Genomic DNA, 13,216 nt, shown 5'->3' on the forward strand with positions numbered 1-13,216 from the left:
GGCAGAGGGTGTGGCCGGGGTGCGGGCCGACGGCCCGTCCCGGGCCGTCTCGACGCGCGAGAGCGGCGCAGCACGTCCCGACGGTCCGGGTCAGCAGGGTCGGTCAGCTCCGTCACCTCAGCCAGGTCGTCGGGGTGGGCGGCCGAAATCCGGATGGGGCTCGGACGAGGCGGGGGAGCGGCCCGACTGGGCGCCTCCGCCGGACGACACCGAGACGCTCGTCCCCGACGCTGACGCCGAGTCGGTCGCTCGTGCCATCGTCCTTCGACAGCTGAGCATGGCTCCGCGCAGCCGCTCCCAGCTCGAGCGGAAGCTGCGCCAGCGCGGGTGCGACGACGAGGTCGCGGCCAAGGTGCTCGACCGCCTGACCGAGGTCGGACTCGTCGACGACGAGGCGTATGCCCAGATGCTGGTCCGCTCGAAGCAGTCGGACAAGGGGCTGGCGCGGCGCGCTCTCGCCCACGAGCTGCGCAAGCAGGGCATCGACCAGGAGATCGCCGTCGAGGCGCTCGGTCAGGTCGGTGCTGGCGACGAACGCGTGCGGGCCGAACAGCTCGTCGCCAAGAAGCTGCGCTCGATGCGTGGCCTGACCCCTGAGGTCCAGACCCGCCGCCTGGCCGGGCTGCTGGCGCGCAAGGGCTACTCCGTTGAGGTCGCCTGGCCCATCATCCGCGACGCCGTCGACAGCCTGCCCGAGCACCGCCGCGACTGACGTCCTGGGCCCCGTGCGTGCCCGGACACCGCGAGGGGGCGAGGACCGGACCGGTCCTCACCCCCTCGCGGTGATGCTGTCGTGCTGTCGTGCGGTGCTGCTCAGACCTCGGCAGGCACGTTGGCGATCGCCGAGATGTCGAACTCGAGCTTGACCTTCTCGCTCACGAGGACGCCGCCGGTCTCGAGGGCCGCGTTGAAGGAGAGGTTCCAGTCGGTGCGGTCGATGGTGACCTCACCCTCGAAGCCGACCCGCGTGTTGCCGAACGGGTCCTTGGCCGAGCCGGTCTCCTCGAAGGGGACCGTGACCGACTTGGTGACGCCRTTGATGGTGAGGTCGCCGGTGATGGCCCACTCGGTGCCGTCGCGCTCGACGTCGGTCGAGACGAAGGTGATCTGCGGGTAGTTGGCGATGTCGAAGAAGTCAGGGGTCTTGAGGTGACCGTCGCGCTGCTCGTTGCCGGTGGTGACGCTGGCGGCCTCGATGGTCACCGTCACCGACGAGTTGGCCGGGTTGGCGGTGTCGACGTGGGCGGTGCCCTCGAACTGGTCGAAGTTGCCCCGGACCTTCGTCACCATCGCGTGACGGGCGGAGAAGCCGATGCGCGTGTGGCTCGGGTCGAGCGTGTAGTCGCCGGAGATGTTCTCGACGGCGACCGAGGGCGTCTCGGTGACGGTGTCGCTCTTGGTGCGGTTGAACAGGCCCATGATGTGTCCTTCGGAGTAGAGGTTGAATCTTCAACAACTATGATGCTGCAAAGTGGTTGAACTGTCAAGCAGTGATGTCAACGGGGTCGCCCCTCCCGCTATTCCCGAGCCGGGGAGCGCGGCCGCCCTCGGCCGCCGCACGACGTACCCTTGTCCGTGCCATGACAACGCAGAACTTCGCCCCCGCGCCCGTCGCGACCGCACCCATCAAGCCGGGCGGCGCGCCCCGGACCTACGACGTGCGCACGCACGGCTGCCAGATGAACGTCCACGACAGCGAGCGGCTCGCCGGCCTGCTCGAGACGGCCGGCTACGTCGACCTCGCCAGCCTCCCGGCGGGGGAGCGTCCCGACGTTGCCGACGTCGTCGTCTTCAACACGTGCGCGGTGCGCGAGAACGCCGACAACAAGCTGTACGGCAACCTCGGCCAGCTGCGGCCGGCGAAGCAGCAGAACCCGGGCATGCASATCGCCGTCGGGGGCTGCATGGCCCAGAAGGACCGCGGCGCCATCGWCCAGCGCGCGCCGTGGGTCGACGTCGTCTTCGGCACCCACAACATCGGCTCCCTGCCGGCGCTGCTCGACCGGGCCGCCCACAACAAGCGCGCGGAGGTGGAGATCCTCGAGAGCCTCGAGGTCTTCCCCTCCACGCTGCCGACGCGACGCGACTCCGCGTACAGCGCCTGGGTGTCCATCTCCGTCGGCTGCAACAACACGTGCACGTTCTGCATCGTGCCGAGCCTGCGCGGCAAGGAGCAGGACCGCCGCCCCGGCGAGATCCTGGCCGAGATCGAGGCGCTCGTGGCGCAGGGTGTCGTCGAGGTGACGCTGCTGGGCCAGAACGTCAACACCTACGGCGTCGAGTTCGGCGACCGGCTGGCCTTCGGCAAGCTGCTCCGGGCGTGCGGGGAGATCGAGGGACTCGAGCGGGTGCGCTTCACCAGCCCGCACCCGGCGGCCTTCACCGAGGACGTCATCCTCGCCATGGCCGAGACGCCCAACGTCATGCCGAGCCTGCACATGCCGCTCCAGTCGGGCTCGGACAAGGTGCTCAAGGACATGCGCCGCTCCTACCGGAGCACGAAGTTCCTCGGCATCATCGACAACGTCCGCCGGCACATCCCGGACGCCGCCATCACGACCGACATCATCGTCGGCTTCCCCGGCGAGACGGAGGAGGACTTCCAGGGCACGCTCGACGTCGTGCGCGAGTCCCGGTTCTCCAGCGCCTTCACCTTCCAGTACTCCATCCGCCCCGGCACCCCCGCGGCGACCATGGAGCACCAGGTCCCCAAGCAGGTCGTCCAGGAGCGCTTCGAACGGCTCATCGCCCTCCAGGAGGAGGTGAGCTGGGCCGGCAACCGGGCCGTCGAGGGTCGCGAGGTCGAAGTCCTCGTCACCCCGTCGGAGGGGCGCAAGGACGCCGAGACCAATCGCCTGTCGGGCAGGGCTCGCGACAACCGCCTCGTCCACTTCGCCGTGCCCGAGGGTGGCGAGGTGCCCCGACCGGGCGACATGGTGACCGTGCAGGTCACCTACGGCGCGCCGCACCATCTCGTCGCCGACTCGGGCCTCGAGGGTGGGACGTATGCCGTCCGGCGCACTCGCGGCGGCGACGCCTGGGCCGCGCTCCAGGACGTTCCGCAGGGCACCGGCAAGCCCGCCGTCAGCCTCGGGATGCCGGCGATCGGCAAGCCTGCTCCCGCGCAGACGGCACCGGGCTGCTCTGTCGTCTGAGCCGATTCGGGCCGGGGTGACGCCTCGTGCTTGACTTGGCGCATGAGCGTGCGCCCCATCGTGATCACCGGCGAGCCCGTCCTCCATCGGGCTGCAGCCCTCGTCACGGACTTCGACGACGAGCTCCGCACCCTCGTCGAGGACATGTACGAGACCAACGTCGCAGCCAACGGCGTGGGCCTCGCGGCGCCACAGATCGGTGTCGGACTGCGCGTCTTCATCTGGAAGATGGCCAACGAGGACGGGGTGCCCGAGCAGGGGCACGTCATCAACCCGACGCTCACCACGTCGAGGATCCCGCAGGAGCGCCCCAACCCCGACGAGGAGACCGAGGGCTGCCTGTCCGTGCCGGGGGAGGCCTTCCCGCTCAAGCGCGCCGACCGCGCGCACGTCATCGGCCTCGACGTCGACGGGAACCGGGTCGAGTTCGACGCGACGGGCTGGTTCGCGCGCTGCATGCAGCACGAGTACGACCACCTCAACGGCACGCTCTACGTCGATCGGCTCGACGACCGGCAGTCCAAGAAGGCCCGCAAGGCCGTCAAGCGCAACGGCTGGGGCAAGCCCGGCAACTCGTGGCACCCCGGCGTCGACCGCGACCCGTTCGGCCACGACGAGGACGCCAGCGCCGAACACGCCGGCGAGCACACCGACGAGCTCATCGGCTGAGTGCGCGCCGTCGTCGTGAAGAGCAAGACCTCCTCCTGCGATCCGGTGGACCGTGGCGCCTGACCGGGAGTCCGACGCCGAGCCGATCGTGGCGGTCGTGGGTCCGACCGCCACGGGCAAGTCGGACCTGGCGCTCGACCTCGCCGAGCGACTCGGGGGAGAGGTCGTCAACGCCGACGCCATGCAGCTCTACCGCGGCATGGACATCGGCACGGCCAAGCTGTCCCTCGCCGAGCGCCGGGGCGTGCGGCACCACCAGCTCGACGTCCTCGACGTGACCGAGGAGGCCAGCGTCGCGGGCTACCAGGTGGCCGCGCGGGCCGACATCGCCGCCATCCGAGGCCGCGGCCACCGCCCGCTGCTCGTCGGCGGGTCGGGCCTCTACGTGCGGGCGGCCCTCGACCGGCTCGAGATCCCCCCGACCGACGCCGAGGTGCGCACCCGCCTCGAGGCGGAGTCCGAGGTCGTCGGCGGCGACGCCCTGCACGCGCGGCTGCGCGGTCTGGACCCGCGGTCCGCCGCCTCGATCCTGCCGGGCAACGTGCGGCGTGTCATCCGGGCGCTGGAGGTCATCGAGCTGACCGGCAAGCCCTTCAGTGCGACGATGCCCAAACGCGAGTTCGTCTCTCCTGCAGTCGTTCTCGGGCTGAGAGTCGACCGCGACGTGCTCGTCGAGCGGATCGACCGGCGCGTCGAGCGCATGTGGGAGGACGGCTTGCGGACCGAGACCGAGACCCTGCTCGGAGTCGGCCTGCGTCACGGCGTCACCGCCAGTCGGGCCATCGGCTACAGCCAGGCCATCGCCGTCGTCGACGGCGATCTCGACGAGACCGCGGCACGGCGCGACACGGCTCAGGCGACACGCCGCTACGCCCGTCGACAGGAGTCGTGGTTCCGCCCCGATCCGCGCATCATCTGGCTCGACGCGGCCTCGTCCGACCTGCTCGACCAGGCCTTGACGGCGGTTCGCGAGGCGGATGCGCAGGTGCGTCACAGCATGGCGGAGAATGCCTGACATGACGCGTTTCACCAAGGGCCACGGCACCGAGAACGACTTCGTCCTCGTCCCTGACCTCGAGGGCACTCTCGAGCTCACCCCCGCCCAGGTGCAGCGCATCGCCGACCGGCATGCCGGGATCGGCGCGGACGGCGTGATCCGGGTCGTGCGCACCGGGCTCTCCACCGACGAGACGGTGCGGGCCCAGTCACGCGACGCCGAGTGGTTCATGGACTACCGCAACGCAGACGGCTCCCTCGCCGAGATGTGCGGCAACGGGACCCGCGTCTTCGCCGCCTACCTGCGGCGCGAGGGGCTGGCCTTCGGCTCCACGCTCACCATCGCGACCCGCGCCGGCGTGAAGACGGTCCGGGTCGTCGACGAGGGGTATGCCGTCGACCTCGGTCCGTGGCGGCTCGTCGACGAGGAGGGTGCCCGACGCGACGGCTTCGACGTCATGGTGCGCCCGCGCCACGGCAAACCGGTGCCGGCGCTGTCGCTCGACCTCGGCAACCCGCACGCCGTCGTCATGCTCCCTGAGGGCATCACCCTCGAGAACCTCGACCTCGGCGAGGCGCCCCAGCTGCACCCGGAGCCGGCCGACGGGTCCAACGTCGAGTTCGTCCGGGCCGTCGGTCCCGGTCACATCGCGATGCGGGTCCACGAGCGCGGCGTCGGCGAGACCCGCTCGTGCGGCACCGGTGCTGCGGCGGCTGCCCTTGCGACGCGCTTCTGGTCCGGCGTCGAGGACCTGACCCCGTGGACCGTCGACGTGCCGGGCGGGCGCCTGACCGTCACGCCGCTGGCCGGCCAGCGGGTCGAGCTCGCCGGCCCCGCGGTGCTCGTCGCCGACGGGGACTTCCCGCTCTGAGCCCGGTCGTGGCGCGTCCCGACGGGTCGAGGTGATCTCCCGCGGCCGGGCGCGGCGGCACACCTCGACCGAGGGCAGCCCACGACGGGTCGAGGTGATCTCCCGCGACCGGGCGCGGCGGCACACCTCGACCGGAGCCGGCAGAGGCGCGCTCAGGCGCGCCGCACCTCGAGGATGCGGAACGCCTTGGCGGACGACAGGCGCGTGCACGTCAGTCCCCAGTCCTGCGCGTTGACCCACTTCTGCAGCGAGTCGGAGCCCAGGTGCTTCTGGACGACGAGGTGGGCGACACCGTCGTCGGCCAGGCGCGGGAGCCAGCGCTCGAGGAGGGCGTGCAAGGCCGCCTTGCCCACGTGGATCGGCGGGTTGGACCAGATCGTCGCGAACCGCAGGTCGGCCGGGACCTCGTCCGGCTCGCAGAAGGTCGCGTTGTCGACGCCCGCCGCCGCGGCGTTCGTCCGGGCGAGGTCGAGCGAGCGGCGGTTGACGTCGACGCCCCAGACGCGTGCTGCGGGGGCGCGCAGCGCCAGGGTGATCGCGATCGGCCCCCAACCGCAGCCGAGGTCGAGCAGGTCGCCGGTCCGGCTCGGATCGGGTGCACCGGTGAGCAGAACGGACGTGCCCGGGTCGAGGCGGTCGGGGGAGTAGACGCCACGAGCCGTGCTCAGCGTGAACCGGCGCCCCTCGAGGGTGACCTCGATGGTGCGTCGCTCCTCCGGGGTGGCCGGCTCGGCGGTGAAGTAGTGGTCGGTCGGCTCGCTCATCAGGGGTCACGTTATCGGCCGCCGCCGCACACCTCCACGGCGAGCACGTCAGGGTGGGTAAGCATGCATTGGGCACAAACGAGTGGCTCGTGGCGTTGGACCAGTGGAACCATAGGGAGAACATGACGAGCAACCACACCCAGCACACCGACGACCGAGCCCGCGCTGCGGAGCGTGAGCGTGACCTCTTCGCCACCCGCGCTGATGCGCTGGCGGAGGACGCCCTCGAGACCGCTGACACGGCATACCCCCTCTACGACGGCGACCAGCTCGACCGTGAGGAGCGCGCAGCGCTCCGACGCGTCCAGGGGCTGTCGACCGAGCTCGAGGACATCACCGAGGTCGAGTACCGCCAGCTGCGCCTCGAGCGGGTCGTGCTCGCCGGGGTCTGGACCGAGGGCACCGCCGACGATGCCGAGAACTCCATCCGCGAGCTCGCGGCCCTCGCCGAGACGGCGGGGTCGACCGTGCTCGAGGGTGTCGTGCAGCGTCGTCAGAAGCCCGACCCGGCCACCTGGCTGGGCAAGGGCAAGGCGCTCGAGCTGCGCGACATCGTCGTCGAGGAGGGGGCCGACACCGTCATCTGCGACGGCGAGCTCGCCCCGAGCCAGCGCCGCGCGCTCGAGGACGTCGTCAAGGTCAAGGTCATCGACCGCACTGCGCTGATCCTCGACATCTTCGCGCAGCACGCAAAGAGCCGCGAGGGCCGCGCGCAGGTCGAGCTGGCCCAGCTGCAGTACCTCCTGCCGCGCCTGCGTGGCTGGGGTGAGTCGATGTCCCGTCAGGCCGGTGGCCGCGTCGCCGGCGGTGAGGGCATCGGATCGCGTGGACCCGGTGAGACGAAGATCGAGCTCGACCGCCGCCGGATCAACACGAAGATCGCCAAGCTCCGCCGCGACATCAAGGCCATGAAGACGAGCCGCGACACGCGTCGCCACTCGCGCCGGGCGGGCGGCGTCCCGTCCGTCGCCATCGCCGGTTACACCAACGCCGGCAAGAGCTCGCTGCTCAACCGGCTCACCGGCGCCGGCGTGCTCGTCGAGAACCAGCTCTTCGCGACCCTCGACCCGACCGTGCGTCGGACCGAGACCGAGGACGGCCGCGTCTACACGCTCGCCGACACCGTGGGCTTCGTCCGCAGCCTGCCGCACCAGCTCGTCGAGGCGTTCCGCTCGACCCTCGAGGAGGTCGGCGACTCCGACCTGCTCCTGCACGTCGTAGACGGCTCGCACCCCGACCCCGAGGGGCAGATCTCGGCGGTCCGCGAGGTGCTCGCGGAGGTCGGCGGCGACCAGATCAAGGAGATCATCGTCGTCAACAAGGCCGACATCGCCGACCCGGAGGTGCTCGACCGGCTCCGGCGCCACGAGCGGCACTGCGTCACGGTCTCGGCCCGCACCGGCGCCGGGCTGGCCGAGCTGCGCGCCCTGATCGACGACGAGCTGCCGAAGCCCGACATCGAGGTCGAGGTGCTCGTGCCGTACGACCGCGGCGACCTCATCTCCCGCCTGCACGAGGAGGGCGAGATCCTCCAGAGCGAGCACGTGGCGGAGGGGACCCGGCTGCGCGCCAAGGTCACGCCGACCATGGAGCCCGATCTCGCGGCATACGCCGTCGTCGCCAGCTGACCGCGACCGCACCTCGCTGAAGGGCCTCCTCGTGGGGCCCTTCGGCGTTCCGGGAGGGGACTGTCGGGGCGGTCGGAGAGGATGGGCGACATGGCAGTGACCCCTGGCGCGCCGCTCCACGACGCGCAAGCCCCGTGGATCGTGACCGACCGTCTGGTGCTGCGCCGTCCGCGCGCCGACGACCTCGAGGCCTACCTGCACCTCCACAGCGACCCCCGGACGTACGCCCACTCACCCGCGAGCCAGCCGAGCCCCGAGCGGTGCCGCGAGCGCCTCGCCGACGACCTGGCCGACTGGGAGCGTGAGGGCCTCGGCTACGTCGCGGTCGTCGACCGCTCGTCCGATGACGTCATCAGGTGGGCGGGCCTGCGGCACAAGAACTCGGACGCGGAGTCACTGAACCTCTACTACCGCCTCCTGCACGACCGTCTGGGGCAGGGTCTCGGCAGGGAGATCTCGCGCGCGCTGGTCGCCTGGGCCGTCGAGCACCGTCCTGATGCCCTGGTCACGGCGATGGTCGACTCCGTCAACACGGCGTCGCTGCGCACGGCGACGTCGGCGGGACTCGTGCAGGTGGGCATGCGCCGGATGAAGGACGATCCCGACTGCGAGCCGATGGCGTACTTCGAGGCCCCGCGCGTCGAGCCCGTGCCCGCAGGAGCGGTCGACGCCGCGCTCCGTGACGAGGTCGTCGACCTGTGGGTTGGCGTCAACGACGCCGGTGGCGCGGTCGGGTTCCTGCCCGGAGCGGAGCGACCCGAGGTGGCCGTCGCCCTCGACCGCCACCTCGAGGACGTCCGCGACGAGCGCTCGCTGCTCTGCGTGCTCCGGGACCCCGGCGGTGAGCTCCGGGGACTCGGCCTCTGGGAGCACTCGCGCGGGTTCCCGTACGCCCACGTGGCGGGGCTGAAGCGGCTGATGGTCGACCCGGCCGCGCGGGGACGCAACCTCGGACGCGTCCTTCTCGGCGGCATGGTCGGCATCGCGCGGCGCGAGCTGCCGTGGGTGGAGCTGCTGCGCCTCGACTACCGCGGAGGGCTCGGCCTCGGCGAGTTCTATGCACGTGCCGGCTGGACCGAGGTCGGCCGCGTGCCGGGCGGTCTGCGCCTCAGCGCGACCGACTACCGCGACGACGTCGCGATGGCCCGGCGCGTCGACGGGTGTCCTCTGGGCTGACTCCCTGGCGGACCACGGCCCTGGTCGCCGGGCGAGTCGACATGCGACCGTGACTGCTCAGTAGAGGCCCGTGACCGACCCGTCCTCGGTGATGTCGATGCGCTCGGCGTTGGGGGAGGTCGGCAGTCCCGGCATCGTGCGCATGTCACCACAGATCGCGTAGACGTAGCCGGCGCCCACTGCCGCGCGCACCTCGCGCACCGGCATCCGCCACCCGCGCGGAGCGCCGCGCAGGGTCGGGTCCGACGAGATGGACAGGTGCGTCTTCGCGATGACCACGGGCAGACCGCCGTAGCCCAGCCGCTCGTAGTCCTTGAGGGCCCGCGCTGCCGCGGAACCCACATCGATGCCGTCGGCGCCGTAGACCTGCGTGGCGATCGCCTCGATCTTCTGCTCGAGCGGCAGGTCGAGGGGATAGAGGAACTCGAAGGCGGTCGGCTCGTGCGCGGCCTCGACGACGACCTGGGCCAGCTCCAGTGCCCCGGCACCGCCCTCGGCCACATGGCGGGTCACGGCCGAACGGACCCCGAGGCTGTTGCAGAAGCGCCGGATGACGGCGTGCTCGGAGTCGTGGTCGTCAGGGAAGGCGTTGATCGCGACGACGGGCTGCACGCCGAACCGGCGAACGATCTCGATGTGCTTGCGCAGGTTGGGCAGGCCGGCCTCGACGTCCTTGGGGCTCTCCTTGAGCATGCCCGCGGGAAGAGGCTTGCCGGCTCGGACGGCATACCGCCCCGAGTGGGTCTTCAGGGCGCGGACGGTGGCCACGACGACCGCGACGTCCGGCTTGAGCCCGCTGACCCGGCACTTGACGTCGAAGAAGCGCTCGGCACCCATGTCCGCGCCGAAGCCCGCCTCGGTGATGGTGTAGTCGCTGCCGCGCATCGCGATGAGGTCGGCCGTCACGGACGACGTCCCCGTGGCGATGTTGCCGAACGGTCCGCAGTGGATGATGGCGGGTCCGCCCTCGAGCGTCTGCAACAGGTTGGGCTTGAGGGCCTCCTCGAGGATGGCCGTCATGGCGCCGGCGGCGTGCAGGTCCTCCGCGGTGACGCTCTTGCCCTCGGTCGTGTAGCCGACGACGATCCGCCCCAGGCGCTCGCGGAGGTCGTGCAACGAGGTGGCAAGGGTGAGCAGCACCATGACCTCGCTCGCGGCGGTGATGTCGAAGCCGGTCTCGCGGGCCAGCCCGTCCTGTCGCGCCCCGAGCCCGATGACGACGTTGCGCAGGGCACGGTCGTTGACGTCGAGGACGCGCCGCCAGGTGATGTTGCGGACGTCGATGCCGAGCTCGTTGCCGTGGTGCAGGTGGTTGTCGATCATCGMCGCGAGCAGGTTGTGGGCGGACGTGACCGCGTGGAAGTCGCCGGTGAGGTGGAGGTTGAGCCGCTCCATCGGGACGACCTGGCTGTAGCCGCCGCCGGCCGCACCACCCTTGATCCCGAACGTCGRCCCCATCGACGGCTGACGCAGCGCGACGACCGCCCGCTGGCCGAGGCGGTGCAGCGCCTGCGCGAGCCCGACCGAGGTCGTGGTCTTGCCCTCGCCGAGAGGCGTCGGCGTCACCGCCGTGACGACGACGTACTTGGCCGTATGCGTCGGCGCGGGCTCGTCGAGGACCGCGAGGTCGATCTTGGCGACGCCGCGGCCGTACGGCTCGAGGTGCTCGTCACGGACGCCGAGGTCGGCGGCGACGTCGGGAAGCGGGCGCAGGGTCGCCGCCTTCGCGATCTCGAGGTCGGTGGGCAGGGGTGCGCTCATGCCTCGATCCAACTCCCGGGGCCCGTACCGCGCACCGGAATCGGCGAGCCCCCGCCGCGAGTTCGGTCCCACGGTGTCCGGGCGACGGCGCGCCGATCCACAGGGCGGGGGTCCACCGGGCCGAGGCCCCCGTGTGTCGGCACTACGCTGACCCAATGCCCCAGCGACCCGCGCTCGACGACCTCCTCCACGCCGCGGTGTCGGGAGTCGGTGGCGCGGAGCGTCCGGGCCAGGTGCAGATGGCCAAGGCCGTCGCGCACGCGATCGACGACGGGGAGCACCTCCTCGTCCAGGCCGGCACCGGCACCGGCAAGTCGCTCGCCTACCTCGTGCCGGCGGTCGCCCACGCCTTCGAGGCGGGCAAGCCTGCCGTCGTCGCGACGGCGACGCTCGCCCTGCAGGCACAGATCGTCGACCGGGACATGCCGCGCGTCGCCGACGCCCTCGCTCCGGTCCTCGGGCGCCGTCCCACGTATGCCCTCGTCAAGGGCCGTCGCAACTACGTGTGCCTCAACAAGCTCGAGGGCGGCTTCCCCGACGACGAGGACGGTCTGCTCTCGGTCGGTCAGGTCGACGCCTCGGTCGGCAGACTCGGCCAGGAGGTCGTCCGACTGCGCGAGTGGGCATCCACCACCGACTCCGGCGACCGCGACGAGCTCGTCCCCGGTGTCTCGGAGCGGGCCTGGCGGCAGGTGTCGGTCTCAGCCCACGAGTGCATGGGCGGCAAGTGCCCGCTCGTGGCGGAGTGCTTCGTCGAGCGGGCGCGTGGGGCCGCCAAGGACGTCGACGTCATCGTCACCAACCACTCCTTCATGGCCATCGACTCCTTCGAGGGCCGTCAGATGCTGCCCGAGCACGACGTGCTCGTCGTCGACGAGGCCCACGAGCTCGTCGACCGCGTCACGGCCACGATCACCGACGAGCTGACCGGCACCATGGTCATGACCGCAGCCAAGAAGGCCGGCCGGATGTCCGAGAACACCGCCGCCCTCGACGAGGCGGGGGAGATGCTCGCCCAAGCGCTCGAGCCGCTCGAGGAGGGGCGGATGCTCGGCATCCCCGACTCCGTCGGCCTCGCCCTCGCCCGCGTCCGCGACACGGCCCGCACCGTCCAGAGCGACCTCAAGCCACCGCCCGGCCAGGAGGCCGACGGAGCTCGCCAGATCGCGCGCGCGGCTGTCGACGAGATCCACGAGAACGCCGAGCGCATCCTCGAGGAGCGCGAGCTCGACGTCGTGTGGCTGAACCGCGACCCGCGCCGGGGCCCCGTGCTGCGCGTCGCGCCGATGAGCGTGGCGATGCTCGTGCGCGACAAGGTCTTCGAGGAGCGCACCGTCGTCCTCACCTCCGCGACCCTCGAGCTCGGCGGCACCTTCGACGCCGTCGCCGGCACCATCGGGCTGCGCGGCGAGGGGGCCCCGAAGTGGCAGGGCCTCGACGTCGGCAGTCCGTTCGACTACCCGAAGCAGGCCATCGCCTACGTCGCGGCGCACCTGGCGCCCCCGGGCCGCGACGGCGCCGGCGACGACACCCTCGACGAGATCGAGCAGCTCGTCCGTGCCGCCGGCGGGCGCACGCTCGGCCTCTTCTCCTCGATGCGTGCCGCGCAGACAGCCGCCGAGGTCATGCGTGCCCGCTTCGGCGACGACATCCCGGTCCTGTGCCAGGGCGAGGACCAGATCACGACGCTCGTGCGCCACTTCGCCCGCGACCCGCGCACCTGCCTCTTCGGCACCCTCACCCTGTGGCAGGGGGTCGACGTGCCCGGCTCGTCGTGCCAGCTCGTCCTCATCGACCGCATCCCGTTCCCGCGGCCCGACGACCCGCTCGCGTCGGCGCGCTCGCAGGCCATCGCGCGGATGGGTGGCAACGGCTTCATGGCCGTGTCGGCCACCCACGCCGCGCTCCGGCTCGCGCAGGGGGCCGGTCGCCTCGTGCGCCGGGCCGACGACCGCGGCGTCGTGGCCTTCCTCGACTCCCGGATGATGACGGCGAGGTATGCCGGGTTCCTCCAGCGCTCGCTGCCACCCTTCTACCCGACGACCGACAAGAAGATGGTGCTCGCCGCGCTCGCGCGCCTCGACGCGATGGCTCCGCCGCCGGTCGCCGTCGAGGAGCCCGTGCTGCGCTCGCTCACGGGCGCCCGGGCCGACGCCGACGGCACCGAGCACCCGAGGCCGGTCGCCGTGGTCCAG

General features: G+C 71.6%; 11 protein-coding genes. 8 read left to right on the forward strand and 3 right to left on the reverse strand.

The window, feature by feature from the left end; translation table 11 throughout:
* On the forward strand, window positions 1-712 hold a 712-nt coding region (locus tag AC1DP0_RS08595; protein ID WP_478083685.1), incomplete at its 5' end, for a regulatory protein RecX.
* A 101-nt stretch (window positions 713-813) separates the two neighbouring features.
* On the opposite strand, the gene AC1DP0_RS08600 is transcribed toward AC1DP0_RS08595, so the two are convergent.
* The gene (locus AC1DP0_RS08600; protein ID WP_478083689.1) at window positions 814-1,419 is read right to left on the reverse strand and encodes a YceI family protein; all 606 of its coding nucleotides are present in this window, start codon (window positions 1,417-1,419) and stop codon (window positions 814-816) included.
* A 161-nt stretch (window positions 1,420-1,580) separates the two neighbouring features.
* Here AC1DP0_RS08600 and miaB point away from each other — a divergent pair, with 161 nt between their 5' ends.
* Genes miaB through dapF form a run of 4 tightly spaced genes read left to right on the forward strand, consistent with a single transcriptional unit; the run spans window position 1,581 to window position 5,692 of the window.
* On the forward strand, window positions 1,581-3,155 hold the full coding sequence (gene miaB, locus AC1DP0_RS08605; RefSeq protein ID WP_478083691.1) for a tRNA (N6-isopentenyl adenosine(37)-C2)-methylthiotransferase MiaB: 1,575 nt from the start codon (window positions 1,581-1,583) through the stop codon (window positions 3,153-3,155).
* A 42-nt stretch (window positions 3,156-3,197) separates the two neighbouring features.
* Entirely contained in the window at window positions 3,198-3,824 is a 627-nt protein-coding gene (gene def / locus AC1DP0_RS08610) for a peptide deformylase (protein ID WP_478083693.1), read from the forward strand.
* 52 nt (window positions 3,825-3,876) lie between these two features.
* Entirely contained in the window at window positions 3,877-4,839 is a 963-nt protein-coding gene (miaA, locus tag AC1DP0_RS08615) for a tRNA (adenosine(37)-N6)-dimethylallyltransferase MiaA (protein WP_478083694.1), read from the forward strand.
* Between the two features lies 1 nt (window position 4,840).
* A complete protein-coding gene (dapF, locus tag AC1DP0_RS08620; protein WP_478083696.1) occupies window positions 4,841-5,692 on the forward strand; it encodes a diaminopimelate epimerase in 852 nt (283 codons plus the stop codon).
* Between the two features lie 152 nt (window positions 5,693-5,844).
* Here the strand turns inward: dapF and AC1DP0_RS08625 are convergent, their stop codons facing one another.
* Window positions 5,845-6,456 (reverse strand): class I SAM-dependent methyltransferase, encoded by a 612-nt coding sequence (locus AC1DP0_RS08625; RefSeq protein WP_478083698.1) that lies wholly within the window; start codon window positions 6,454-6,456, stop codon window positions 5,845-5,847.
* A gap of 122 nt (window positions 6,457-6,578) precedes the next feature.
* Here AC1DP0_RS08625 and hflX point away from each other — a divergent pair, with 122 nt between their 5' ends.
* Both hflX and AC1DP0_RS08635 read left to right on the forward strand, forming a co-directional pair.
* Window positions 6,579-8,084, forward strand: a complete 1,506-nt coding sequence (hflX, locus tag AC1DP0_RS08630; RefSeq protein ID WP_478083700.1) for a GTPase HflX — start codon at window positions 6,579-6,581, stop codon at window positions 8,082-8,084.
* Between the two features lie 90 nt (window positions 8,085-8,174).
* Entirely contained in the window at window positions 8,175-9,260 is a 1,086-nt protein-coding gene (locus AC1DP0_RS08635) for a GNAT family N-acetyltransferase (protein ID WP_478083703.1), read from the forward strand.
* A 57-nt stretch (window positions 9,261-9,317) separates the two neighbouring features.
* Here the strand turns inward: AC1DP0_RS08635 and AC1DP0_RS08640 are convergent, their stop codons facing one another.
* Window positions 9,318-11,021 (reverse strand): formate--tetrahydrofolate ligase, encoded by a 1,704-nt coding sequence (locus AC1DP0_RS08640; RefSeq protein ID WP_478083705.1) that lies wholly within the window; start codon window positions 11,019-11,021, stop codon window positions 9,318-9,320.
* Window positions 11,022-11,176: 155 nt separating this feature from the next.
* Here AC1DP0_RS08640 and AC1DP0_RS08645 point away from each other — a divergent pair.
* A partial coding sequence (locus tag AC1DP0_RS08645) for an ATP-dependent DNA helicase (protein ID WP_478083706.1) occupies window positions 11,177-13,216 on the forward strand: 2,040 nt, incomplete at its 3' end.

This window comes from Terrabacter sp. P5_B1, from assembly GCF_056400505.1.